18 protein-coding genes are annotated in these 26356 nt (G+C 36.8%); 8 read left to right on the plus strand and 10 right to left on the minus strand.

Annotated features, from left to right (window positions below; all coding sequences use genetic code 11):
- Positions 1-1020: 1020 nt before the first annotated feature.
- The gene (locus tag ACFILH_RS06440; RefSeq protein ID WP_375630587.1) at positions 1021-1926 is read left to right on the plus strand and encodes a transporter substrate-binding domain-containing protein; all 906 of its coding nucleotides are present in this window, start codon (positions 1021-1023) and stop codon (positions 1924-1926) included.
- Positions 1927-1937: 11 nt separating this feature from the next.
- On the opposite strand, the gene ACFILH_RS06445 is transcribed toward ACFILH_RS06440, so the two are convergent.
- Positions 1938-3470, minus strand: a complete 1533-nt coding sequence (locus ACFILH_RS06445; RefSeq protein ID WP_375630585.1) for a YifB family Mg chelatase-like AAA ATPase — start codon at positions 3468-3470, stop codon at positions 1938-1940.
- Positions 3471-3877: 407 nt separating this feature from the next.
- Between ACFILH_RS06445 and ACFILH_RS06450 the strand changes: the two genes are divergently transcribed.
- The gene (locus ACFILH_RS06450; RefSeq protein WP_375667544.1) at positions 3878-5842 is read left to right on the plus strand and encodes an autotransporter assembly complex family protein; all 1965 of its coding nucleotides are present in this window, start codon (positions 3878-3880) and stop codon (positions 5840-5842) included.
- Positions 5842-10500 (plus strand): translocation/assembly module TamB domain-containing protein, encoded by a 4659-nt coding sequence (locus ACFILH_RS06455; protein WP_375667545.1) that lies wholly within the window; start codon positions 5842-5844, stop codon positions 10498-10500. Before ACFILH_RS06450 ends, ACFILH_RS06455 begins: the two co-directional genes overlap by 1 nt.
- A 1439-nt stretch (positions 10501-11939) precedes the next feature.
- On the opposite strand, the gene ACFILH_RS06460 is transcribed toward ACFILH_RS06455, so the two are convergent.
- The 3 genes from ACFILH_RS06460 to infC form a co-directional block, all read right to left on the minus strand.
- On the minus strand, positions 11940-13706 hold the full coding sequence (locus tag ACFILH_RS06460) for an ABC transporter ATP-binding protein (RefSeq protein ID WP_273790216.1): 1767 nt from the start codon (positions 13704-13706) through the stop codon (positions 11940-11942).
- Between the two features lie 64 nt (positions 13707-13770).
- Complete coding sequence (locus tag ACFILH_RS06465; RefSeq protein WP_273790217.1) at positions 13771-13956, minus strand: hypothetical protein; 186 nt, start codon at positions 13954-13956, stop codon at positions 13771-13773.
- A gap of 345 nt (positions 13957-14301) precedes the next feature.
- Entirely contained in the window at positions 14302-14820 is a 519-nt protein-coding gene (gene infC / locus ACFILH_RS06470; protein WP_273790218.1) for a translation initiation factor IF-3, read from the minus strand.
- A 195-nt stretch (positions 14821-15015) separates the two neighbouring features.
- Between infC and ACFILH_RS06475 the strand changes: the two genes are divergently transcribed.
- The 3 genes from ACFILH_RS06475 (at position 15016) to dapE (ending at position 17968) form a co-directional block, all read left to right on the plus strand.
- Positions 15016-15795, plus strand: a complete 780-nt coding sequence (locus ACFILH_RS06475) for an alpha/beta hydrolase (RefSeq protein ID WP_375667547.1) — start codon at positions 15016-15018, stop codon at positions 15793-15795.
- 31 nt (positions 15796-15826) lie between these two features.
- Positions 15827-16573: a M48 family metallopeptidase gene (locus ACFILH_RS06480; protein ID WP_273790220.1), complete on the plus strand. Its 747-nt coding sequence runs from the start codon at positions 15827-15829 to the stop codon at positions 16571-16573.
- Positions 16574-16795: 222 nt separating this feature from the next.
- Positions 16796-17968 (plus strand): succinyl-diaminopimelate desuccinylase, encoded by a 1173-nt coding sequence (gene dapE / locus ACFILH_RS06485; protein WP_375654278.1) that lies wholly within the window; start codon positions 16796-16798, stop codon positions 17966-17968.
- Between the two features lie 1598 nt (positions 17969-19566).
- Here dapE and hemW read toward each other — a convergent pair.
- Together hemW and rdgB are read right to left on the minus strand one after the other, a co-directional pair.
- A complete protein-coding gene (gene hemW, locus ACFILH_RS06490) occupies positions 19567-20766 on the minus strand; it encodes a radical SAM family heme chaperone HemW (protein WP_375643001.1) in 1200 nt (399 codons plus the stop codon).
- Positions 20763-21410, minus strand: a complete 648-nt coding sequence (gene rdgB, locus ACFILH_RS06495; RefSeq protein WP_273790223.1) for an RdgB/HAM1 family non-canonical purine NTP pyrophosphatase — start codon at positions 21408-21410, stop codon at positions 20763-20765. Before rdgB ends, hemW begins: the two co-directional genes overlap by 4 nt.
- A 505-nt stretch (positions 21411-21915) precedes the next feature.
- Here rdgB and hrcA point away from each other — a divergent pair.
- Positions 21916-22986 (plus strand): heat-inducible transcriptional repressor HrcA, encoded by a 1071-nt coding sequence (hrcA, locus tag ACFILH_RS06500; RefSeq protein ID WP_273790224.1) that lies wholly within the window; start codon positions 21916-21918, stop codon positions 22984-22986.
- A 124-nt stretch (positions 22987-23110) separates the two neighbouring features.
- Positions 23111-23773 carry a nucleotide exchange factor GrpE gene (gene grpE / locus ACFILH_RS06505; protein WP_375637230.1) on the plus strand — a complete coding sequence of 221 codons (663 nt, stop codon included), beginning with the start codon at positions 23111-23113 and terminating at the stop codon, positions 23771-23773.
- Between the two features lie 106 nt (positions 23774-23879).
- Here the strand turns inward: grpE and thpR are convergent, their stop codons facing one another.
- The 4 genes from thpR to ACFILH_RS06525 form a co-directional block, all read right to left on the minus strand.
- Positions 23880-24419 carry an RNA 2',3'-cyclic phosphodiesterase gene (gene thpR, locus ACFILH_RS06510; RefSeq protein WP_375630573.1) on the minus strand — a complete coding sequence of 180 codons (540 nt, stop codon included), beginning with the start codon at positions 24417-24419 and terminating at the stop codon, positions 23880-23882.
- A 625-nt stretch (positions 24420-25044) separates the two neighbouring features.
- Positions 25045-25338 carry an HPr family phosphocarrier protein gene (locus tag ACFILH_RS06515; protein WP_012754483.1) on the minus strand — a complete coding sequence of 98 codons (294 nt, stop codon included), beginning with the start codon at positions 25336-25338 and terminating at the stop codon, positions 25045-25047.
- 10 nt (positions 25339-25348) lie between these two features.
- Complete coding sequence (locus ACFILH_RS06520) at positions 25349-25750, minus strand: PTS sugar transporter subunit IIA (protein WP_273790227.1); 402 nt, start codon at positions 25748-25750, stop codon at positions 25349-25351.
- 135 nt (positions 25751-25885) lie between these two features.
- Positions 25886-26350, minus strand: coding sequence for an HPr kinase/phosphatase C-terminal domain-containing protein (locus ACFILH_RS06525; RefSeq protein WP_375630571.1), 465 nt, complete (start codon positions 26348-26350; stop codon positions 25886-25888).
- Positions 26351-26356 lie beyond the last annotated feature (6 nt).

Below are 26356 nucleotides of genomic sequence, written 5' to 3' on the forward strand. Positions count from 1 at the left end.
TAATGTTTTAAAATTAGTTATGCATTTTTGTGTTACTCTAACAGAGGTCTTACTTGTTTTATCCATAAATCAATTTTCAATCCTAATTCTACCATATATTTAAAACAAAGGTTACGAGCTCTCTAAGCAGTTCAAACTTTTGTATGTTAGATTGAGGCGAAAATATTGTGTATATTGGTTTGTGTCATCTTTAAAATGTGAAAAAAGCCTCATTTGAGGAAAATATAAACGCGTAAATATAAAAATACGTTTCCACGATCATCTTTTATATTCAACTTTACAATTTTAAAAAACGTCTACGGTGATGTTTTTGAATAATGAGGGTGATGACGCATTATCTTACGCTTTATGTTTTTCTCATTCCTGTAATGGAGGTTACGTCCCTCATTTAAAACAAAGCACCATTGCGCTGATATTCTCGCGCTTTTTTAAGGAACATCTCTCAATGTTTCCAAACTCATTTTACAACGATGTTTGAATAATATAGCGCAAAATACCCTGTGAATACTACAAGATTCATGTCTCCCACCTTTCCCATCTTGACAATAAAGCACAAACCAGAATCATCATTTTATTTTCCAACTCTTAAATGTTGATGCAACCTTAATGTTGAGAAAACCCTCGGCATTTGAGGGGTATTTTTACTCTTTTCTTCAATAGTATCTATATACTTCCCTAGTTGTGATACGCAAGGAAATGGTCTTAATATTTTAAGATACGCGAGATATTTTGATAAAATAAAGTGTGCCACTAAAGTATATACAGCCTATTTCTTATATTTAAAAAATTAAATCGCCTTTCTCTAAAATTACCTTTTATATATTTATTTTGGAAAATTAACATCAGAAATCTAAGCATTTTCAATGGTTTCAAAAAAAATATATGAAAACTGTTAAATTTTTTAACAGTTTTAAAAAATAGCAAGAATTTTATTTATTAAACGCCAGATATTTTGGTGAAGTGCGTTAGATAATAGTTAAGAAGAGTTGCATCTTAGTTTTGAAAAATGGGGGAGAGATTTTGAAAATAAAAAAATCTATATATGTAAAACATCTTCAATTGCGTTTACGGTATCTTTTATTCAATAATCCATACAATATTTTTATTCGTATTTTATTTGTAGCAGGGGGGGTTCTATTTTCCTCTTACGCAGAAGCTGAAAGGCTGCCTTCTTTTTTTGATTCGCATGAACACTTGGTACAACCTGATACAACGGATATCTTTCGTTTGCGTTTTGTAACAACTTTTGATTTTCCTCCTTTTAATTTTATTGATCAAACGGGGCATCTTGCAGGTTATAATATCGATTTATTGCGCGCTATTTGTTCAAAATTAAAATTAGAGAAGCTTTGTGAAGTAGAAGTGATTCCTTGGAAAGAGCTTGTAGAACATGTTGAAAATGGTGATGCGGAAGTCATTATTGCGGGTTTAAAAGAAACAAGTAAAACCCAGCAAGATCTTGTTTTTACAAAGTCATATTTACGTTTTCCAGCGCGATTTGTTGCTTCTCGACGTTTAAATCTCGATGCGCCAATAAGCGATCAATTGATACATTTAACCAGTGGTGTTTTGTCTAAAAGTGTTCACGAAAAACTCTTTCAACATTATTTTCCTAAAGCCAAATGGCAAGGATTTAAAAAGAGAGAAGAGCTCTATAAAGCGTTACAAGAGCGTAAAATTGACCTTATTTTTGATGATGGATTTGCTTTATCATTATGGTTCAAAAAACAAAAATCTGTTGATTGCTGCCATTTTGTTGGGGGGGCATATATGGCGCCACAGTTATTGGGGCAAGGAATGCAGCTTGCTGTTGCAAAAAAGAATGAAAAATTGGTTGATATACTCAATTATGCGCTGAAATCACTAGAAGAAGATGGTAAACTTACAGAACTTTATTTGCGTTATTTTCCAATAAGTTTTTATTGATGAATAGTTTTTTAATTAAGGGCTGTTAATCTTTCTGCGCCTAGTCGATAGGAAATAGCTTCTGCGAGATGATAGCGTGAAAGAGTATCTGATCCGTCAAGATCAGCAATTGTGCGTGCAACTTTGAGAATGCGATGATAAGCGCGTGCAGAGAGGTGCATTTTTTCACTCACATCTCGTAAGAGTATGGTCGCACTTTTATCAGGAATGGCAATCTGTTCTATAATTTTGGCAGGGCAATCGCCATTGGTACGAATATGATCAAACCCCATTGTTGAAAAACGTTTAGCTTGAATGGTACGGCATCGTGCGACGCGTTTGGCAACGTCGCAGCTTTTTTCTGATTGTTCTGGTTGCATAAGGTCCATAGCTGTCAAAGCAGGGACATCAATCCGTAAATCAATTCGGTCAAGCAGAGGACCAGAAATACGGGACTGATAATCGATTTGACAGCGTATTCCTTTAGGGCAAACATGGTCTTTTTCGCCTGCCATACCACATCGGCAAGGATTCATTGCGGCAATGAGTTGGAAGCGAGCAGGATAGCTAATATGGTGATTAGCGCGGGCGATAACTGACTCCCCACTTTCTAAAGGTTGACGAAGAGAATCAAGAACCTGCGGAGAAAATTCAGGCAATTCATCAAGGAATAACACACCATTATGGGCAAGGGAGACCTCTCCCGGTCGTCCTTTAAGCCCCCCACCAATCATTGCGGCCATGGAAGCAGAATGATGTGGGGAACGAAAGGGGCAATGAAGTGAAATGGTATTATGAACCGTTTCTCCTGTAATAGAAGCAATCAGAGAGACATCTAAAAGCTCACGGCTATCAAGAGGTGGCAAAATGGAAGGTAAGCGTTGCGCTAACATAGATTTCCCAGCACCAGGGGGGCCTACAAACAAAAGGTTATGGCGTCCAGCAGCACAAACTTCTAAGGCACGTTTGGCTGTTTTTTGTCCTTTGATTTCGCAAAGATCTGGAAGTTCAGTTTCGATAGTATATTGGCGCGGTTGTGGACGTTTTTGAATTTGGGTTCCTTTGAAATGGTTGACTATAGTGAGCAGAGTCTCTGGAGCAAGAATATTTATTTCTGCATTTGCCCATGCTGCTTCAGGTCCACATTGGAAGGGACAAATCAGCCCTTTATCGAGTGATAAAGCTGTCATGGCGGCTGGTAAAACACCATTAACAGCGGTAAGTGAACCATCCAGTGATAATTCTCCTAAAATGATATAGTCTTGTGCTACTTCAGGAGGGAGGATTCCCATAGCAAGCATTAAGCCTACGGCGATTGGCAAATCATAATGCGATCCCTCTTTAGGCAAATCAGCTGGTGCAAGATTAATCGTAATTCGTTTAGTAGGCATAGAAAGTCCACAAGCGTGGAGGGCTGCTTGTACACGTTCACGGCTTTCTGCAACTGCCTTATCAGCTAATCCAACAATAGCCATTCCTATTTTACCAGACGAAATCATAACCTGTACATCGACAGGGACTGCTTCTAGACCGCGAAAAGCAACAGTTGTAATACGTGCGATCATTTATTTATTTTCCCCCTTTAGACTTGGTAGAGACAATCATATCTATTTATAAAAATCAAGAAGCATCTCTATGGTTTTTTTTATAGAGAGATCTATATACATGGGCAGTTTTTAGCGTTCTCATGGAAAGTCATTTGTACAAATTTAACCATGATAATATGGGACGCAATAAAACATTTATAATAAGCTAAATAAATATGTTAAGAAAAAAAGAATGAGGCTGTTCGTGTTATACAACAGTGCAGAATTTTATGAAAATATAAGGGGAGGGTGACGTTATGTATCGCAGAGTGTTATTTGATGTGATAAAACGCGTAAAATGTGCAAAGTAATTATATTTACCTTTCTTATTTTTATATTATTTAAAGCGTAGTAGAGGCAAAGTGTATTATAAGGTATCTGATTTTATGGTATACCAGACAAGAGTTTTGTTAAAATCAGGGACTGTGCGCTGTGTCTTTATAGGCTTGTGTTTTTCTTTTTCTTTTCCACAGCCTCTTGCTGCATTTGATTTTTTCGGCATTCCTCTTTTTGGTAAAAAGAAAACAAATTCTCCTTCACATTATGCCAAAAGTACAGAGAGATTTTATAAAGTTGATGTTATTGCACCGCCAGGAGCGCCATTAGAAGGTATAAAAATAGTTAAATCTGTTTCTTCTCTTGTTTCTGATAAAGAGAAAGCATCCGCTAGTTCTTCTGGTTTGCTAGCCAAGGCGCGTTCAGATTATCGAGCAATTCTTTCTGCTCTTTATGCTGATGGACGCTATGGTGGTGTTATTAGTATTAAAATTAATGGCTTAGAAGTCGCTGATTTAAGTCCGGTAACTCAACTTCCAACACAATCGAATATCGTTATTACAATTAATGCTGGTCCACAATATGTTTTTAGTATTGCCAATATTGATAAAGTAGCTCCGTTTGAAAAACGTAAAGCGCATAAAATGCCCACAATTGAAGAATTGGGCTATAAAGTTGGGGCTATTGCTAAATCTGAAACCATTTTGAAAGCAGAAAAATGGGCGATAGAAGGATGGCGGCAACAAGGTTATGCTAAAGCTAAAATTATGAAGAGTGAAGTCGTGGCTGATCATGCTACATTGCGTGTTGAAGGACGGATTGTTGTTGGTCCTGGACAAAAGGCTCATTATGGTCCTTTAAGTGTGCGTAATATAAGTAAGAAACCACGTGTAGATTCAGCTTATATCGCGTGGATGACTGGATTGAAACCAGGGCAGATATACGATTCCGATGCGTTAGCTAAGGCAAATGAACGTCTTGCGCGCCTTGGTGTTTTTCGTGCTATCAATATACGTGAGGCTGATACTATTAATCTAGATGGTAGTTTACCGCTTATGCTTGTTGTACAAGAACGTAAACCGCGTCGTTTTGGTGTAGGCGGTAGCTATTCAACATTAGATGGTGCTGGTTTTGAGACTTATTGGATGCATAACAATCTTTTGGGTCATGCAGAGACTCTTAAAATTGAAACAAAAATAAGTGGTGTTGGTAGCAATAAAAAGCAATCATATAATTTTAAAAATTTTGATTATCTTTTCGGTGGCACGTTTATAAAGCCTGGTGTACTCACGCCAGATACAGATCTCAGGTCAGAATTAAAAATACAACAAGATGTTTTAGAAAATTATACGACAAAAGCCATCAAAGGAAAATTAGGTATTACGCATATTTTCAATGGTAATCTATCGGGACAGGCTGCTGTAGAAGTTTCAAATGGTTATTCACGTGATATCTATTTTGGGAGCCGTAATTTTACAACAATCGGTTTCCCTAGCGGCTTGATTTACGATAGTCGTAATAATAAGTTTAATGCAACAAAAGGTTTATATGGTGAAGTTTTCATTGAGCCTTTTTATGAGATGCGTTTTAGCAACTTTGTTGCAAAAGTAACAGCAGAAGGTCGTTCTTATTGGGCGTTGGATGAAGGGGATCGTTTTGTTGTTGCTGCGCGGGCAAAGCTTGGTACAATTCTTGGGAATGATACAGCACAAGTACCCGCAAATACGCTTTTTTTTGCTGGTGGTGGGGGCTCTGTTCGTGGTTATGCTTACCGTAATATTGGTATCAAAATAGAAAATGATGCGGTTGTTGGTGGACGGGCGCTTATTGAGGGATCGGCAGAATTGCGTGTTTCTTTAAATGATAAAATAGGGGTTGTCGGTTTTCTTGATGGAGGTTTAGTAGGGGAAAAGGCGAATTTTGATTTTTCTCAAAAAATTAAATGGGGAGCCGGTATAGGAGGACGTTATATGACGGGTCTTGGTCCTTTACGCGTTGATTTAGCCTTTCCTTTAAAGAGAGAGAAGGGTGACCCTCGCATTGGTTTTTATGTGGGTATAGGGCAAGCATTTTAATGAAAAAAGGTGTACGTTTATCAGCTTTCTTCTTTGTATTTTTGTTTTTTGGGGTGGGTGGTTTTGTTTTTGCGCAAAGAGGAGACATTCTTCCCTCTAGCGAAATGAAAACAGATGATCGCTCATGGTTTGTTTCTTTAATTGAACGAAAGCTTTCAGCGCCTAATCGTCAAGTTCGTTTACACAATATGCAAGGGACACTGTCTTCTCAAACATCAATTGATACTATTACTGTCAGTGATAAAAAAGGGGTTTGGCTTAAAATTACCAATGCTAAAATGGATTGGAATCGTCTAGCATTGCTGAGAGGGCGGATGGATATTAACCAGCTTTCGGCAGAACAGGTTACATTTTTACGCAAACCGCAAGGCAATTCTTCTTTTGTTTCTTCCCTTGAGACGGGTAAGTTTTCTTTACCAAAATTGCCGCTTGCTCTTTCTATCAATACGCTTACTGCTCAACATGTGACATTTGAACAGAATCTTTTTGGTTTTTCTGCTGATATGTCCTTAAAAGGCAATTTCACCTTGGCTAGTGGTAATTTTGATGTCGATATAGCGGCGCATCGTTTAGATGCACCGGGTTCTTTTTCTGTTCTCACCAAGATATCTGATAGTAATCGTACAGCTCAAATTGATATTTCTGCTAACGAACCACAAAATGGTATTTTGGCAAATATTTTTAACATTGAACAATGTCCAGCATTAAATCTCGTCCTGAAAGGTGATGGTACTTTTGATGATTTGGTTATCAAACTTTCTTTAGAGTCTGATCATCATTCTATTGTAGATGGTAATGTTATTCTTGCAAGTGTTCCAGAAGGACAGAGTTTTTCTACGAAACTAGAGGGAACACTGAGCCCTTTAATACCTTCTCAATATCGTAGTCTCTTCGAATCTAATATAACATTAAAAGCAAAGGCAAGAAGAACAAAAGAAGGTGTGACACACCTTGATCAGATGGTTATTCAGAACAAAGCAATGAACGTTATAGCCAATGCTGAAATAACCGCCGATGGATTTTTGCGACGGCTTTTTGTTGATGGAAAAATGGCTCTTGATAACGAAAAGGATTCTGTTCATTTACCTATATCAGACGTGCCAAAATCTGCGAATACTCTTGCTTTGAACATTGACTATGGTCGCGAAGGTCAACAATCTTGGAGTGGGCGGTTGGTTGTAAATCATTTAAGCAATAAAAATATTTATATTCGCGATGCAATTTTTGATATGGGAGGAGTAAGCGAAAATCTTGATAATGCAGCTTCTCGTCATGTTGGTGTTCAGGTTAAAGGGACGCTTCAAGGGGTTAAAAAGATTAAGGGAGCGTTAGTAGAAAATTTAAGCCAAGCGGTTCATGTGCATTTAGATACGGATATTGTTTCGAACAAACCAATTTTGATTCATGATCTGAGTGTTACGGCTCAGGGTTTTTCTTCTTGGTTAAAAGGGACAATGGAGAATTTTATTTTTAAAGGCGATCTCGGTTTAAAAGCTCAAACATTAACTCCTTTGGAAGTGTTCAGTAAACAATCACTTTCTGGTAGTGCAGATATTAAAGCCAAAGGAACGATCAGTTTATTGAGTGGCATTTTTGATCTCCAATTATCAGGAATGGCTGACGATATGAAAATAGGCATGCAGTCTTTTGATCGTTTATTCAAAGGAAACATCACTCTTTCAGGTGGTGTTACTCGAAATACGAGGGGTGTCATTTTTCGTCATTTTAATTTGAAAAATCAATATACAAACATAGAGGCTAATGGTTATTTTTCAGATGAAAGCGCTAAAATGGATCTATCTGCTCAAATATCTGATTTGTCCAAATTAGATCCAAAGATAAGCGGTGCGCTTACAATTCAAAGTACGGCAAGAGGGCGCAATAGCCATATAAAACTAAATACACGTGCCCATATTGCTGAAGCATTAATTGTAGGGAAGAAACTTCAAAACACAACACTTAACATAGATGCATTTGTAGATAATACAGCACCAATTACTTCTTTAACGGGGGTGGTAAAAGGTGAAGGGATTTTTGCTAAGAAACCTTTGCATTTATCGGCATCTTTTGAAGATTCTCATAAAATTCGAAAACTTAAAAATATCGATATTAGAGGGGGAAGTGCAAAAATAACGGGTGATCTTTCTCAACAACTTGGCGGTTTTTTGAAAGGAGCGCTGCATATTGATGCCGATGATATTTCCGTACTTTCAGCGTTATTTTTGCAGGATGGTAGTGGAAAAGTAAAAGGAGATTTTATTTTTGATGAACAAAATGGCAGACAAAAAACCAATGTGAAGGCGCATGTTAACCATTTAAATTTTTCCAAGAATAAAATAAAAAAATTGGCAATAGATGCTGACATATTCGATCCTTTTGGCATGACTCAGTTTGAAGGAGTTATCAATGCAGAACATATTCAAACACCTTTGGTAATGGTCAATCGTTTAAATGCTCACGCTGATAGGAATAATGGACAAACGGTTTTTACTATCCAAGCGATGTTGCATGATACTCTCAATGCACGGCTTTCTGGTCGTTTAATGGTTGAGGAACTTCCAGAAAGTATAAAACGAGAAGTGCAAATTGAAACTGTGGACTTAAAACAACATACTTTTCATGCAACATTGCCGAAGCCATCCATAATTGCTTTTGATAAAGATGGAATGACAATCAATGAATTAGGAATTGCAATAAATGGAGGCAACATCATCTTAGCAGGGAATATTCAAGATACCCTGAATTTGCAACTTACAATGAATGCGCTTCCTGCTGCTTTAGTCAATCTGTGGAAATCCGATCTTGGAGCAGCAGGGAGTGTAACAGGGCAGGTTATGATTCGTGGTCATTTAAAAAAACCTAATATAACTTACGATATAAAAGGTGAGGGACTGACAACCGTTGCTTTTCGAGATAAAAAAATTATGCCTTTTTCTCTTTCTGCTACGGGGAACACTGTAGATCAAAATCTTACTTTGAATGCAAATTTAACAGGAGAAGGAGTACAAGCACAAGCTCAGGGGCATGTATCTCTAGAGAAAAATGCGCTTGATCTTCATATTAATTTGCAAAATTTATCTGCACGTTTGGCGAATGGTTTTATTGCAGGACAAGCGCTTGATGGGACAGTGATAGGTAAAGTTGATATTGGTGGAACAATGAAGGATCCATCTGCTCATTTTGAGCTTTCTAGTCAAAATTTAACCGCTATGACGCATAAAGGACCGATGTCAATCAATATAAATGCTCGTGGTTCTTATAAAAAATCGACATTTCATATTGAAAATATGATAGCTACTGGAGATAAAGGATTAGATCTTTCCATCCATGGGCCTGTGTCTCTTAATGGTTCAGAGGCAAAATTAAACGTTAAAGGGATAATGCCTCTTGATTTTGTTAATCTCTTATTAGCCAAGCGTGGTGCACATATAACGGGTACAGCAAGAATTGATACAGCTCTTAATGGGGCGTTATCAAAGCCACAATTGTTAGGAAATATTTCTATAGGCGACGGTAGCTTTTTTGATTCACAAACAAATGTAGGATTGAATAATATAAAGCTTGAAGGCAAATTGAAAGGTGATCATATCCTTATAGAGAAAGCTTCAGCTTCTTCGTTTGAGGGGGGGGGAATTTCTGCTTCAGGTCGTATCTCTAATAGTCTAGAGACAGATTTGATATTTCATCTTGATAATGCCAATTATAATGATGGTTCTATGATTCTGGCAACATTATCAGGTGAGATGACAATGACAGGTCATTTTTTAAATAATCTTGTTCTTGGTGGTGATATCATCGTTGAAAAAGCTGAAGTTTTTGTTCCTGATCATTTTAAAAGTGCCAAGTTTCTTGATGTTAGAAATAAGAATTTAACTAAATCGATTCAAACAACACTTGAACGTGCTGATGTTAAGAACACGAACAAAAGCAAAAGCCGTATAGTTACACAAGAATCGTCATCTGTCGTGCTATCAAATATGCGTATTACAGCACGCAATCAATTTTTTGTACGCGGAAAAGGCTTAGATGCTGAACTGGGAGGACGCATTAATCTAGCAGGTCCATTGAATGATGTGCATCCAGTTGGTGAATTTAGAATGATTCGTGGACGTTTTGATATCCTGTCGCAACGTCTTAATTTTGATCAAGGACAAGCGAGTTTTAGTGGTAATCTTAATCCTACGGTTTATTTTGTAACCAACAATAACAGTGGTGATATTCGCGTCACTGTAACTGTAAGTGGGACGGTTGATAATCTTGATATTAATTTTTCTTCACAACCAAATTTGCCTCAGGATGAGATTTTGGCTCGTTTGATTTTTAATCGCTCTCTTAATGAATTATCACCATTTCAGATTGCTCAACTTGCAGCAGCAGCGGCTGATCTTGCAGGTGCTTCTAATACATCTTTGTTGAATACTTTACGAACTAAAATTGGACTTGATGATCTTGATGTTATCGTTAATGAGAAGGGTAATACAGGCTTACGTATTGGACGTTACATACACAATAATATTTATTTGGGCTTTGAAGCAGGGTCTGATGGAACGACGAAAGGGACAATTAATTTAGATATTTCGCGTCATCTCAAAGCTAAAGGTGCCATAGGAAATGAACAAAATTCTAGTATAGGTCTCTTTTATGAAAGAGATTATTAAAGATTGAATTTTAAAAAAACAATTTCTTCGTTTTTTGTCTTTCATTTCTAAATCTGAGGAAGGAGGCATAGACTAGAAATCCTATAAAAGAAGAAGCTTTTTGTTGAGGCGTGAAGAGATATATCTGAAATATTCGATTTTTTGTTATGCTATTCTCTAAAGGGACAAAATCTTCACGAAAGATAGTATGTTATTTTGCTGCTATATATTTATTTTAGAGAAATACCTTACCTTGTTTTCAAGCCCATATCGTGCTGTTGCCTAAAGAATGTAGTGTGTGCAATATATTGATTTATAAAGATAATTTATTGTTATTCAACTTGAATTAGAACTTTGAATATCGTACGAATCTCTTTCGTATTGAATCAATCAAAACCATTCGGCTTGTATGCTACAAGCGGGGAATCCTGTGTGGATAAAACTATTAAGAAATGACTAAAAATGCCTCTTATGAATCATCTCGAGAGCTAAGAGCTGTCGCAACATTAGGGACTGGCAGAATAGTGTGAATGGTGCCGGTTTATTACTCCATAAGCGTAAAGATAGAGGGGGTTAATGGATTTATCGTTATACAATTCACGAATGTTATCGCGAAATGGGCTTAGGGAAGACTTTGAGAGAGGTCTCTTTAAAACAAGTACGTGAATTTGCAACACAATGGCATTCTGTTTTTACGTGAAGGACATGATTCCATTAAAGACCGTCAAAAGCATGAGGCAAGTAGAGAATTCATAAGATATCGATTTTATTGTCAAACGCATTTAAAGCAATATTTTTTAATAATAAAAATTACCTATTATTTTAGATTTTTGTTTATTGTGTCTTGAATGAGATCACTTTTCTTATAACGAATAGCTCCCCAAACAGAATACTCCAAAATATAACATTATTGTGTTGCAAGTTTATGTACTTGTTTTAAAGGAACATTTCTCAATGTGCGCTTGAGTCTATTTCATAAGATTGCTTGTGAAATGGTATAAAGTACCTCTTATGAATGGTATAAAATCTACACTACCGTTATTAATAAAGGTATAAGTATTTGCTAAAGCTATAAGCCGGCATTATCATTCTATTTTCCAGCTTTTCATGTTGCTGACAATCTTTTCACTTGAAAGTGTAGAGGTATTTTTATTGCTTATCTTAAGAGTTTTTATGCATATACCAATATCTCTTATGACGTACAACAAGCGCTTTTGATTGATTCATCATAAATATAAAGAAAGTTTGCAATAAGCAAATTACATCTTATCTTTTGCATTCAACAAAACAACGAGTAAAGTTTTCATCTAAATCCAAGAATTTTATTTTCAATAAACCATAAATTCTTTACCAATTCTTGATTGAAGTAATGCTTTTTCTTGATAACAAGTCTTTTTTTATAAATGGAGCATTACCTTCTATCCATTTTTTATTTCAAATCTTATTTAAGGATCTAGAAATTAGGAGGTATGTTTTTTGAACTGGATATTATGAAGTTTTTTATAAAACCCATTTTCTTTTGCTAGCAATTCTTTTTGAGTACCTTGTTCAATTAGTTGTCCATTTTGTATGACCACAATTTTATGAGCACGAGCAATCGTTGAAAGGCGATGAGCAATAATGATCGTTGTGCGTCCTTTAGTAAGGTGGTGAATGGCTTCATTAATTTGTGCTTCGGTGTGTGAATCGAGCGCACTTGTTGCTTCATCAAGAATCAGAATTTCACTATCGTGAATCATTGCTCTAGCGATAGCGAGTCGTTGTTTTTGCCCCCCTGAAAGATTACAGCCATTATCACCTATCTGTGTATCATAACCATTTGGCAAACTCATAATAAAGTCATGAGCATTTGCTGCTTTTGCTGCTTCGATAATTTCGTCATCACTAGCCCCTTCTTTTCCAAGCCCGATATTATATTTAACAGTTCCTTGAAAGAGAAAAGTATCCTGTCCTACATAGGCCATCAGGTTTCTCAGAGAGCGAAATGTTGTGTAGCGAATGTCTTGATCATTAATCAATATGCGTCCTTTTGTGGGGTCATAGAGGCGCATAATAAGGTTGATAAGGGTTGATTTTCCCGAACCGGATGGTCCCACCAATGCTGTCATTTTTCCGGCTTCTATTTCTAGATTGATGTCTTTCAATATCATTTTGTTATTAGTGTATGCAAAAGAAACATGTTCGAAACGAATAGTTCCTTGCGTTTTATTCAGATCTTTAGCTTCTTTATGTTCTACAACTGTAAGGGGACAATCGAGTATTTCAAACATCGTACGGATATTGACCAAGCCAGATTCAATTTTAACACGTACATTTGCTAGTCTTTTTGCGGGTTCATAAGCTAAAAGTAAAGCAACAATAAAGGACATAAATTCACCTTGAACACCTGCGCGTTGGGTTGCAAGATAACCGGAAAAACAAATAATACCTGCAATGGCAACACCCGTGAGTGTTTCCATAATTGGATTGGTAATAGCTTCGAGTGTTGCAATACTGTTTGTTTGTTTTTCAACATCACAAATGGCTTTGTCCATCCGTTTTTTCATGACTTCTTCTAGTGAAAAGGCCTTGATGATTCGAATACCAACAGCCGTTTCCTGTACGATTTTGATAATTTCACCAAGTGAAAGGAGCTCTTTTTCCATCAAGCTGCGAACGCGTTTTAAAGCCATTCGAACGCCTAAAAAAGCTAGTGGTCCTACGATTAAAGTAATGGAGATTAACACAAAGTTTTGAATGAACATGACAAGCAACAGACCACTAACGGAAAGCAAATCACGTACAAAAGTTGTGATAATAGTATCAATTATATTACGTACGGCTGTTGCATTATGAGTTACACGAACAAGAAGATCAGATGAAGTGTTATTATGATAAAAAGAGACTCCTTGTTCCATAAGTCGTGCAAAAATTTTACGCTGTTGTTCAGCAATGATACTGTTGCCTGCTTTGTTTAGAAAGTAAGTTTGGAAAAAAGTTGCAACTCCTTTGAGAATAAAGATAAAAGCAATGAAGCTAGAAATCAAAACAATCATAGGAAAATTTTGTGCATCAATAATCTGATTAACAACATCCCGCATAATCCATGCACTGGTTGCTGTGGTACAAGAAATGATGATCATTGAGAAGATAGCCGCACTGTACCAACGCATATGTTTACGAAAATTTTCTCGTAAAAGGCGGATAATAAGATGTTTGTCGAAAGAGGAAATTTGTTTTTTAGCCATGAAGTGCTTCTATATTCTCTCATTATTTTATGCAAGATTGAAACACTCTTAATTAAAAAGCCCCTTAATCTTTTTTACAAAAATAGTCTTTTCTTTCAAGGCTCATCATATCAATTTCACGACGGCGAGAGTGAAGAATGTAGTGCAAAGTTTCTGTAAAAGGTATAACGAAAATTCGTTGTTCATCATTATTTTTAGTTTTCAATAAAAGATACCGGCGAGTCTCACTATTGTATTTACCAATTTCCATATTGTGATAGCCTTTGGCACTTGAAATGGCTCACAAAAAACATTTCTGCTTTTTTAATAATTTTTTATGTATCATCTCCATTTGTGATGTGTAAGCAAACAATTTCGCCGCATTGCATGATAAGAGTGCTTGAAATAAGAAGGCCTTACGATGTTTGAGCTTTCTCATTTAATATGCAAAATAACGAATTCTTCTTATAAATCGATCAAGCATTATTAAACTCTTAAAAGGCTTTATACACATTTATAAAACCTTAAAAGCACCACAAAAACTCTATGTGGTGCTTCTAAAAATACCATACGCCCATGCTAATGAGTTGCATGCGAATATTATTCCAATGCAAAACTATTTAGGTGCTATCACCATCATCATTTGCCGGCCTTCAAGCTTTGGCTCCAATTCGATTTTGGCAATTTCACTTGTATCTTCTTTCACACGCTGAAGAAGCTTTAATCCAAGATCTTGGTGAGCCATCTCACGACCACGAAAACGCAAAGTAATCTTTACTTTATCACCATGATCAATAAAGCGATGAACAGCCTTGAGCTTGACTCCATAATCATGGACATCAACATTTGGGCGCATCTTAATCTCTTTGATTTCGATGACTTTTTGCTTCTTACGTGTTTCAGCAGCTTTTTTTTGGGTTTGATATTTTAATTTTCCCAAATCGATGATTTTACATACGGGTGGCTCTGCATTTGGTACAATCTCAACCAAATCAAGTCCCGCATCTGCAGCCATAGCAAGAGCTTCTTGTATCGCAACAACTCCCTGATGTTGTCCCTCATCATTGATAAGCTGAACATGAGGTACCCGAATATCCTTATTTGAACGTGGTCCGTCTTTTTGGGTAGGTGTCATTTTAAACGGTTTACGAATGGTTTATGCTCCTTAAATTTTGATTCAACTACAGTTAATTTAATATACAATTATGCACCTAAAAACAACTATAATTCGTGTTATTTTCATTATTTGATTTATTACTTTTTGGAATGATTTAGATTATAAAAGTTTTCTCTTAATTTAAAGAAATTGTTTTATGGAGGATAAAGAATCATGGATCAACATATTCCTTGTCAGTTTTTTTCGTTTGAGAACACCACACTTGCAGTACGCTATCGCAAGGGGCACCAATCTCCAGGTTTGGTTTGGCTTCCTGGCTATCAATCCGATATGTTGGGAAGTAAGGCAACGTTAGTTGATCAATTTGCTCAGAAGAATGATTTGTCTTGTTTACGTTTTGATTATTCTGGACATGGAGAATCTGAAGGTGATTTTTTTCAAGGAACAATTTCGCGTTGGGTTAAGGAAAGTTTAGCGACTTTTGAAACCTATTGTGAGGGTCCACAAATTTTGATTGGTTCCTCTATGGGTGGGTGGATTGCACTAAGGCTTGCTATGATGCTAGCACAGAAAAATAAGAAGCTTGCTGGCATGATATTGATTGCTCCAGCGCCTGATTTTACACAAACATTGGTGGAACCAAAATTAGGCCCAGAAGAATGGAAGATTTTGGAAGAAAAAGGCTATATTGAACGACCTGCTGTTGATGATACAGAGCCAATGCCCTTTACAAAAAAATTAATTGAAGATGGGCGCGAAAATTGTGTTATGAAAGGATGCATTGATGTTGGGTGTCCAGTCCATATTCTACAAGGGATGGAAGATGAAGATATTCCCTATCAGCATACATTGACTTTACTTGATCATTTACCTCTCCATGATGTAACGTTGACACTTGTTCGTGATGCAGATCATCGCTTTTCTCGTCCACAAGATTTAGATTGCCTTGAAACAGTATTGAGATCTTTTATTAATCAGATTAATGCAAAATAAGGGGTACATTTATTGATGAAGATAAAAATATATGAGCATTTCTAAGCAGCATTTTATTTTTTCTGATCGCTCTGTACCTGTACGGGTGCGGGAAAATAAGTATGCACGCCGTCTTACCTTACGTATTGATGCCAGCAGTCAAGAGATTTGTGTAACAACACCACCAGCGATAAGTCTCTGTACGATTCAAAGTTTTATTGAAAAGCATCGATCTTGGATTGAGGCACGTCTTGCTCGTTTACAAATCTCTCATGAAAATGCTTATCTCAAAGAGGGGGCAATGATTCCTTTATTAGGTGTTTCCCATACCATAAAGCATAGAGAAGGGCGTGGGGTAACAGAAATCCTTACAGCAGATGCGGAGCAAGGACCTAAAATTATTGTTTATGGTCAATTAGAATACCTCCCAAGACGCATTGCTGACGTTTTGAAAAAACAAGCAGCACTTATTATAACACCTTTGGTGGCACATTATGCCCATAAAGTAGAGCGTAAAGTCAAATCAATTTGTTATAAAGATACGAGAAGTCGTTGGGGATCTTGTTCAATAGATAAGCGTCTTTCTTTTTCTTGGCGCCTTGTTATGGCACCAAAAGAAGTTGTGGAATATGTTGTTGCTCATGAGGTTGCTCATCTTGTTGAAATGAATCACGGACCAAGATTTTGGGCTCTTTGTGAAGAGCTATGTCCTGATAGTAAAACGTACCGTGCTTGGTTGAAGGAAAATGCCCATAGATTGCAAGCAATTAATTTTGATTCATATAATTTAGAGGCGTAAAAAACTTTCAAATGAAGGCAACATTTAACGGAACTTTTTGTTGAGTGTTTTGTTGTGTGTGTGCTTGCTCATTTATAATGAGGAAGCCATTGAAGCTCTCAGCACGATTGTTCTCCCCTGCTTGGTTTGCTGAGTGTCTTCAATGTTTTTTCTTTATCTTTTTTGTAATTCAGCGTAATAACCTTAAGTTCCGATGACTTATAAAAAATGGGAAGGGACCTTATGCCTGTTCTTACAGATCCACTTCAGCTACTAAAGAGACTTATCCGTTGTCCTTCTGTTACACCTCATGAAGCGGGGGCTTTATCAACTTTGGAACAATTTTTGAAAAAAATGGGATTTCACGTCGAGCGCCCTATTTTTACGGATAAAAATACAGATAATGTTGAAAATCTTTATGCAAAAATGGGAAATGAAGGACCCCATCTTATGTTTGCGGGTCATACAGATGTCGTACCACCAGGTGCATTGGAAGATTGGACTTATTCACCTTTTGAAGCTGTCATAGATCAGGGGAAATTATATGGGCGGGGTGCTGTTGATATGAAGGGCGGAATCGCTTGTTTTATTGCGGCGCTAGCGCGAGTTCTTGAGAAACGATCCATTAAAGGAATGGTAAGTTTTTTGATTACCGGTGATGAAGAGGGACCTGCTGTTAATGGTACCGTCAAACTTCTCAAATGGGCAGAAAAAAAAGGCGAAAAATGGACCGCGGCTCTTGTGGGGGAACCAACAAGTGTAAAGACTGTTGGGGATGTCATCAAAATCGGTCGCCGCGGATCGATTTCTGGTATCATTACCGTGAAAGGTCGCCAAGGTCATGTTGCTTTTCCAGAGCGGGCTGCTAATCCCTTGCCTTTGGTAAGTAAGCTTATTCAAGCATTGACACAAACTGCTTTAGATAAAGGGACAGAGAATTTTCAACCCAGTAATCTAGAGCTAACAAGCATTGATACTGGTAATTTAGCGGTCAATGTTATCCCAGCGCAGACAACAGTTCATTTTAATATACGCTACAATGATCTTTGGACAAAAGAAACACTGATGAAGGAAATTGAAAAGCGTCTTGCTTTGGTGCAATCAAAAAACAATGGTGACCAATATCCCTCTTATCAGCTTGAATGGATTCCAAGTTTAGGAGATGTTTTTTTGACCAAAAATGATAAACTCATTCAAACTTTATCCAATGCTATTAAAAGTGTAACAGGGAATATACCAGAATGTTCCACTTCTGGTGGTACTTCAGATGCGCGATTTATTAAGGATTATTGCCCAGTGGTTGAATTTGGCTTACCAGGGCAAACGATGCATATGGTAGATGAGTGTGTGGCCCTTGATGCAGTGGAAACTCTTACTGCTATTTATGAGCGTTTTATTATTGAATTTTTTGCATAAAGAAAAGATTTTTGGTTCAAAAATACCTTTATCTTGTTGAGCTATAAGATATTGACATTTAAGGTGTGGTGATATGAGTCTCGTAAGACTTAATATATTAAGTGGTTTTAGAGTAAGTGATGAATATTCTTAAGTTGGGATTCTTGCCTGTAGAGTTTTTAGTTAAGTGAATTACATAATTGGAAAGCCAAGAGAGACCTGCTTGAAGAAGTAGAACTGTTTAGACCATATTGGATTGAAAATATTCGTTCTTTAAAGTGTAGAAAGGAAGTCACACGCAATCATATATGGAAAACAATGAATATTATATCATCATTGTGTGATGACAGGTTGAAGCCATAAAGACACACAAAAACATGCTGCTATTGTAAAAAGTTTGTACAACATAAATGCGCTCATTCACAGCTCATGTTTTGATATGTTTTCTGCACTCTCATAAAAGGTACTTCTTGTTCCAATTAGACTCTCTTAGAATAAAGCCTATAGGAAAAGCGCTTTAAGTTTGTTTTATTTCATATATTTTGCCATGCTTTTTTTGTCCCCAAGAACTTCCGTTGCAAAATCATTACGAGATAGAAGGTGAGCTTATTTAATCAGCTTGAATCTTGGTTATGATAAAGATACACAGAATTTTTTGTAGCAGCACGTTGACTTCTTGAGCCAAGGATTGTCCTAGTATTATTCTCAATTTTTTAATAAAATAACCTTAAAGGACGCGTACAGATACTCATAAGTATTATGCATACAAGTAAGATCATATGGGATTAACATCGTTTCGCTCGCTAACAAAGCAATCTCGATTCATATCGGGTATATTTGCCATTTGAGTGCATTATTTGTTTAATAAAGCTCGTGATTTTGCTGTGACCTATAAATCAATACCAATCATACAGCCGCGTATCTCAAATAAATATTGGTTCAGTACTTTTTGCGATAACCGCTTTTACATGCCAGAATAGGATAAAAGTATTGCGTATATCTATTTTTTATAATCTCTGAAACAGACATACAATTTCATTGAGGAAAAATATAAAGGTATAAAGGTGAAAATCAGCGTGCTTTTTTACTTTCTTTTTTATTCGGCTTTACGGTTTTCAAAAGTAAATAGAGTAAGATCTTTTTAAATAATCAGAAATTGATGCATGGCTTCATGCTTATTTCTATGGTTCTTTTAATGGTGCCACGATTTCATAAAGAAAAAATACATTATCGTGTTATGCATTCACGTATTTGTTTTAGAGAAATTTTCTCAATGTTTGTCACATTTGTGCTACTACGGTGCTTATGAATGTTGTAATATAAAATCTATAATGCCTCCCCATCTTTATGTTTATGAAAAATAAAGTTAGAGCACCATACACTTTCTAGCTCAAAATATTGCAATAGCTTTTAGCACTTAAGAGTGTTCATAAGAGGCCTTTTTACTCCTTTTTTATAGTTTTTATCCACATGCTTCTCTATTTTTAAGGTGTAAGCAAATGGCGATAACTAACTTGCTATAAATAGTTTTGAAATGAGAGAAGCTCACAATATTCTAATCTCACCTTGCTATGAAAAATGATAATTATGATTAAAATAAGTATGTTGTTATAAAAACTTTAATTTGCAAGTTGGCTGATGATGTGATCAAGAACAATACGTCCTTTGGTTGTTGCTTTTAAGCGTTGGTTATCCACCATTTCTATCAATTCTTGGTGTTGTAAATCGATCAGTTTTTCCATTGGGATACGTTTAGGGCTTAAGGTTTCATAGCGTATAAGTTCTAAGCCTTCGCAAAGGCGTAATCCCATAAGGAGCATTTCATTTGCCTGTTGTTCAGTGGTTAAATGTTCCGTTTCAATACAGCCATGTCCTGTTGTTTCTACCAAATTAAGCCACTGTTCGGGATGCTTTTCATTTATTGTGACATAACGTTCGCGGTTTTCAAGGTGTGATGACAATGTTTTTGAACAGAAAGAGGAATGATTCGATGCGTGCTCAATGAAACGTCCATGTGCTCCTGGACCAAAGCCTGCATATTGGTGATAACGCCAATAAAGAAGATTGTGTGCTGATTCGGCACCGGGCATTGCATGGTTTGAGATTTCATAGGCAGGAAGTCCATGTAGTGCCGTTATTTCTTGAGTAAGATGATACAGATCTGCTGCTAGCTCTGATGGGGGAAGGATAAGTCTTCCTGCATCATGAAGCCGTTTAAAGGCGGTTCCTTCTTCGATCGTCAATTGATAAAGAGAAAGATGGTCCGCTGCTAAATCAATTGCTTGTACAAGTTCAGATTTCCATTGTTCAAGGGTTTGTTCGGGGCGGGCATAAATGAGATCAAAGGATAAACGTGGAAAAATTTGCCGTGCTAAAGCAATGGCACAAAGAGCTTGTTCCACATTATGGAGTCGGCCAAGTTTGCGCAATGCTTTATCATTGAGCGCTTGTATCCCTAGAGATAAGCGATTAACACCTGCCGCACGGTATCCACGAAAGCGCTCTGCTTCCACACTGGATGGATTAGCTTCTAATGTAATTTCAACTTTATCATCGACTACCCATTTTTTTGCAAGTGCTTGCAATAGGGCATCGACAGTTTGCGGCTCCATAAGGGAAGGGGTTCCTCCACCAATAAAAATACTTGTAATATGGCGTGGGCCTATTTTGTGGTATTGCGTTTCTATTTCGCGCTTAAAGGCGGTGACAAAACGTGGTTGATCAACACCATGGATGCGAACATGCGAATTAAAGTCACAATAAGGACATTTAGCTGCACAAAAGGGCCAATGAATGTAAATGCCAAAAGGTTCATTCATGAGAATGCTAAAAGGTTTTCTGCCAAAAGTTTGAAAGCACGTGCGCGATGTGAAAGAGGGGGAATATCATTACGTTTCCAGTTGTGTTTTTGCTCTGTTGACATTTCTCCAAAGGTATTTTCACATCCATCGGGTAAAAAAATAGGATCAAAACCAAAGCCTTTATCTCCCCGTGGAGGCCAAATGAACGTTCCTTCAACGCATCCACGGAAGTAATCTGCATGAGCATCAGGCCATGCAATGCAAATGACGGATATAAAACGGCATTTCCGTTGACTTTTTTCTCGTGCTCCGACTTTTTGGAGTTCATTTTCTATTTTTTTCATAGCTTTTGGAAAATTACGTGTACCATCGGCTTGAATTGCCCAATCAGCGGTATAAACGCCTGGCGCACCCTCCAATGCATCTACCTCTAAGCCTGAATCATCAGATAGGGCAGGAAGTCCTGTTTTTTTTGCTGCTGAAAAAGCTTTAATATAAGCATTTTCTTCAAATGTTTTTCCCGTTTCTTTTGGTTCTGGCAAGCCCAGTTCTTTTGCCGATTGTATTATTAAACCGAAAGGCGTAATTAAAGTAGTGATTTCATGCAATTTTCCGGTGTTATGTGTAGCAATGACAAGTTTTTTATCTGCTATGCTTCTCATATAGATTTCTCCAAAAATGAAAGGGGAATTATTTTTGTGCTAAAAACCGACTTTAATGCTCATACACACACATTTTACATGATATGATTATTTTACACGTTTAATGATATTTTATTCCAATAAAATTTTTTATCTTGTATGAAGATAACCTTGCAAAGATATGAAAGACATCTCTTTATTTATGATAGCATTTTTATGGTAAATTTCCAATTTCCTGCTTGCTCTAAAGGGTGAAATTTTCTATCTACAGCGGTTTTTAATCAATCTAGATTCTCTTGATAAGTCCCTACAGCAGACCACTTTACAGATCAACTCTTATCTTAAATATTTCTCACACACTCTAACAAAAAATATTTCCTGCGTAATTTATCAAGCATCACTCTGAAAGGTAGCATTTTACAGCTCAATAGGATAATATATTTTTATACTACTTTAGACTATTTGACCAAACCTTGGCAAAACTTATATAAGAGATGAGGATTTTAAAAGTAGTGAAACAATTGTGATGAAGCACAAAACTATTGATAATGAACTAAAATATCTTGATGAACGTTCGCGTGATATTTTTCGCCATATTGTTGAAGCTTATCTTAATGATGGTGAACCTGTAGGGTCACGTAATCTTTCGCGGCTTTTACAACAGACATTATCGCCTGCGACGATTCGCAATGTGATGAGTGATCTTGAACATCTCGGTTTGATTTATGCACCACATGTTTCTGCGGGTCGAATGCCGACACAATCAGGTTTACGCTTTTTTGTTGATGCATTTATGGAAGCGGGTGATTTGCCAAACGAAGAGCGAGAAAATATTGAAATGCAAGTCAAAGAGGCTGGTCATGCACAATCGGTTGAACATTTTCTTGTTCAAGCAAGCCGAGTTCTTTCAGATCTTTCACGTGGGGCAGGGCTTGTTTTAGCAACAAAACAAGAAGGAACATTGAAACATATTGAATTTGTGCGCCTTGATAGGGAGCACGCTCTTGCCGTTTTGGTGACTCAACAAGGTGAAGTTGAAAATCGTATTGTTCATTTACCAGAAGGGGTTACCCATGCACAATTGACGGAAGCAACGAATTTTCTCAATGCCCATATTCAAGGGCGTACATTGAGTGAAGCTAAAGGGGAAATTGCCCGCTTATGCGCAGAAACAAGGGCCGCACTTGATGATTTATCACATCATCTTGTTGAAACGGGATTAGCTCTTTGGGGAGGAGAAGATGCTGATCATAAAATACACCTCATTGTTCGCGGGCGTAGCAATTTACTTGAAGATGTGAAAGCAGAAGAAGATTTAGAACGGTTACGCCATTTGTTTGATGATCTTGAAACGCGCGAGAGTATGGCACAGCTTCTCGATTTAACGGATGAAGGTTCTGGGGTTAGAATTTTTATTGGTTCAGAAAATAAGTTATTTTCTCTTTCTGGTTCTTCTTTAGTTGTAGCACCTTATCGAGATTCACAACAAAGAGTCATTGGTGCTTTAGGTGTTATTGGTCCTACACGGCTTAATTATGCAAGGATTGTGCCCATGGTTGATTATACAGCTCAACTTGTGTCACAGTTATTGCGTTAAAACGATGCAAGTAAGTATTTGTACTATAAAAGCTCATTGTATTATATACATCGCTACCCCTTGATTTTTGTCTGTAGAATTTCGATATCGAGAATAACGAATCTTATGAAGGAATAAAATTTTTATGTCTGATGAAAAAAACAAATTTACTGACGCTTCATTTGAAAATTGTGATTTAAAAAATCCAGCTGATCGTAATACACTTAAACAGGCAGCCGATGAATTTTTAAAAACACATAAAACAGAGGAACACGAAGTCATTGAAACAGAAAGCAATGAGGTTAGTGATCTTTTAGCGTCTTTGCAGGATGAAAATAAAGAACTGAAAGATCAGCTTTTACGTCTTGTTGCAGATATGGAAAATCTTCGACGCCGTACTATGCGAGATGTGGCGGATGCAAAGGCTTATTCCATTGCTAATTTTGCACGGGATATGTTATCGGTTTCTGACAATCTCAATCGTGCTTTGGAAGCTATTCCAGAAGGTGCACGGGAGAGTGATGCTGGTTTGAAATCATTGGCAGAAGGCGTTGAAATGACTGAACGTGCCATGATGGCAGCATTAGAACGTCATGGGGTGCAAAAAATTCATCCAGAGGGGCAAAAATTTGATCCTCACTTTCATCAAGCGATGTTTGAAATTCCCAATGCTGATGTTCCAGATAATACTGTTCAACAAGTGGTTCAGGCAGGTTATATTATCGGGGAAAGGGTGTTACGTCCAGCTATAGTGGGTGTAGCTAAAGGAGGAGCAAAAGAAGCTTCTGTTGAAGCTGATTCGGCTTAAAATACATCAATAACAAACCTCTATCGTAAAATGCAGTATTCCCTGCAGTTTCATATATATAGGGTCTTTTCTCAAAGAGTTTTTAAAGGGTGTGACAAACACCCTTTTATTTTTGAAGTGGCCAATTTCCTTTTACAATATAGGGAGCCTTATTTAAGGGAGAGGCCGATAACAATAAAACAAAATGATCAACTTCAAAAGGAGGGACAAAAAAATCATTTTGAAAAGATAGATAAGAAGAAAGATCTTTAAGATTAATATCAAATATTCGTGCAAGAGTGATATGCGGAATAAACAGTCTTTCATCAGGCTTTAACTCTAATTTATTCCGAATATATTGCATCTTTTCATGTAAAAGAGTAAGCTTTTCACAAGGTTCAATGCGAACCACAAGAGAATGGGGAGCATTTTCTGAACCAAAAACTTCAAAACCCTTTATCTGTAGCGTAAAAGAAGGAAGTTCTATAGTGTTAAAGGTATGCATAATTTCATCTGCTGTAGAACTTTCAACTTCGCCAAAAAAAGATAAGGTGACATGAAAATTTTGCGGGTTGATCCATTGCGCTTTTGGTAAGCCATTTTGCAATGATACGAGGGCTTTTGTTGTTTGTTGAGGAATCTGGAGAGCACTAAATAGACGACCCATGATATTATCTCCTTATAATGAAAGATGCTATCCCAAGCGCAATATAGATAATAAGGGCGGGGCACGTACCACATAAAACAAGGCAATAGTATAGAAAAAGAATGTCTAAAAAATGCTTACTATAATTATGAGCGTACAAAGCTTATTCGTTTTAAGAAAATGGTTATGACATTGATAAGAATTGCGTTTTCATGATCTGTATCACAATGATGTGCAATGGAAGATTACTTGTGTATTATAAAGGCTACAAAGTTAGCAGAAAATAAGAAAAGTTGATAGATTGTTGATGTGCGAAATTATTTTGACATTTATCTTTAGCCTAAAATAAAGCATATTATAATACAAGGTGAAGAGTTCTCTTTTCTGTAAAGATTTAATTATATGATTAAGTCGGGGAATAGCCATAATACGCAAAACTATTCAAATTGGTCAAATAATATTAGGAAAGGAAGAAAAAAACCAGCATAACAAAATTACTATAAGCTTTTACATTTATGATAATTATACCAATCCATAATGGATATGAATATTGGTATAAAAGCGGGAAGAGAAATTAAAATTCAAAATAATGATGGAAAGTTCCTATTTTCTAAGAATTATCATCCTTGTTTATGATGAAAAAGCACTAGTTTTCCTCTCCAAAGTTGTTATTGATGAGCTTTTCAAGAGCATTAAGAGCATCTGTTGCTTCTGGTCCTGAAACACGAATGGTGAGGTTGCAACCGGATGAAGCCGCTAGCATCATAAGTCCCATAATTGATGATCCGCCAACAATTTTTCCATCTTTTTCAACTTCAACAGTAACATTAAAATTGTCAACAGTTTGTACAAATTTTGCAGAAGCACGTGCATGTAACCCACGTTTATTACAGATATTGAAATGACGACTTATACACGGGAGGGTATCTTTGGAAAACATTGGTATTTTATTATCCGCTAATCATACTTGGTACATTAATATATTTACGCCCTGCTTCTTGTGCTATTCTTAACGCGTCTGATAATGAAATATCCGGACATTTGCGAATAGAAATCAGTTTAATAAGCATGGGCAAATTAACACCCGCAATCATTTCAACGCGTCCTTTTTCAATAGCAGGAATAGCTATATTTGATGGTGTTCCACCGAACACATCTGTTAATATGATGACGCCATGATCCGTATCTGTATCGGTTACTGCGGCTATAATATCACCTCGGCGCTGATCTATATCGTCATCGGGATAAACGCATATTGTTGCGAACTTTTCTTGTACTCCAACAACATGTTCCACGGCATGTAAAAATTCGACAGCCAGCTCACCGTGCGTTACAAGCACGAGTCCAATCATTTACGCAAACTCCTGTTAACTAATAAGACCCAACCATATTGGTGGGAAAGACATTGTACAAGGCTTTATCTTGCTGCCAAGAAAAATTTGCAAAAAAAAGGCAAAAATTGTGATTTTTTTATCTTTAGAAAAAAATTAGACAGATTTTTGCCATATTTTTTTAAACAAAAATGCTTCAATAGCTTGACAAATGGCGGTACAATCGGCTTCACGAAGAGAGGGAAGTTTTAAAAGAGGAATGTGCAAATTTTCAAATTGAAAAGTTTTATTTGTGGAAAAACGTTCATATTCCGGACCGAGAAAAATAACACAATCGATAGTTGTGTGCTTTTCAAATTCTATCATATAAAGACCAACGCCACGAATCTCGATGCCGCCCTCTAAATTATCGGGAGTGTATCCGTGAAGCTTTCCATTTTCCGCACGCAACATTGTATAATCATCACTGATAAGCTTCGCTTCACGTTTTGACCACTCAGCGCGGTCAAGCAAAGAAAGGGTGAGGGTTGATTTTCCTGATCCCGATGGACCTATAATTAACAGCCCCTTGCCGCCTAGTTGAAGGCAATTTGCGTGGAGTATTTCACATTTTGTTTTCATGTCTTT

This window comes from Bartonella sp. CL435QHHD (assembly GCF_042195095.1).
Taxonomy (GTDB): domain Bacteria; phylum Pseudomonadota; class Alphaproteobacteria; order Rhizobiales; family Rhizobiaceae; genus Bartonella.

Excerpts from the sequence above, each read along its gene's own strand:
- ACFILH_RS06450 (WP_375667544.1), top strand. The coding sequence starts at position 3,878 with ATGGTATACCAGACAAGAGTTTTGTTAAAATCAGGGACTGTGCGCTGT.
- ACFILH_RS06475 (WP_375667547.1), top strand. The coding sequence starts at position 15,016 with ATGGATCAACATATTCCTTGTCAGTTTTTTTCGTTTGAGAACACCACA.
- ACFILH_RS06455 (WP_375667545.1), top strand. The coding sequence starts at position 5,842 with ATGAAAAAAGGTGTACGTTTATCAGCTTTCTTCTTTGTATTTTTGTTT.
- infC (WP_273790218.1), bottom strand. The coding sequence starts at position 14,820 with ATGACACCTACCCAAAAAGACGGACCACGTTCAAATAAGGATATTCGG.
- ACFILH_RS06525 (WP_375630571.1), bottom strand. The coding sequence starts at position 26,350 with ATGAAAACAAAATGTGAAATACTCCACGCAAATTGCCTTCAACTAGGC.
- ACFILH_RS06460 (WP_273790216.1), bottom strand. The coding sequence starts at position 13,706 with ATGGCTAAAAAACAAATTTCCTCTTTCGACAAACATCTTATTATCCGC.
- ACFILH_RS06445 (WP_375630585.1), bottom strand. The coding sequence starts at position 3,470 with ATGATCGCACGTATTACAACTGTTGCTTTTCGCGGTCTAGAAGCAGTC.
- dapE (WP_375654278.1), top strand. The coding sequence starts at position 16,796 with ATGCCTGTTCTTACAGATCCACTTCAGCTACTAAAGAGACTTATCCGT.
- thpR (WP_375630573.1), bottom strand. The coding sequence starts at position 24,419 with ATGGGTCGTCTATTTAGTGCTCTCCAGATTCCTCAACAAACAACAAAA.
- ACFILH_RS06520 (WP_273790227.1), bottom strand. The coding sequence starts at position 25,750 with ATGATTGGACTCGTGCTTGTAACGCACGGTGAGCTGGCTGTCGAATTT.
- hrcA (WP_273790224.1), top strand. The coding sequence starts at position 21,916 with ATGAAGCACAAAACTATTGATAATGAACTAAAATATCTTGATGAACGT.
- grpE (WP_375637230.1), top strand. The coding sequence starts at position 23,111 with ATGTCTGATGAAAAAAACAAATTTACTGACGCTTCATTTGAAAATTGT.
- rdgB (WP_273790223.1), bottom strand. The coding sequence starts at position 21,410 with ATGAGAAGCATAGCAGATAAAAAACTTGTCATTGCTACACATAACACC.
- ACFILH_RS06480 (WP_273790220.1), top strand. The coding sequence starts at position 15,827 with ATGAGCATTTCTAAGCAGCATTTTATTTTTTCTGATCGCTCTGTACCT.
- ACFILH_RS06465 (WP_273790217.1), bottom strand. The coding sequence starts at position 13,956 with ATGGAAATTGGTAAATACAATAGTGAGACTCGCCGGTATCTTTTATTG.
- ACFILH_RS06515 (WP_012754483.1), bottom strand. The coding sequence starts at position 25,338 with ATGTTTTCCAAAGATACCCTCCCGTGTATAAGTCGTCATTTCAATATC.
- hemW (WP_375643001.1), bottom strand. The coding sequence starts at position 20,766 with ATGAATGAACCTTTTGGCATTTACATTCATTGGCCCTTTTGTGCAGCT.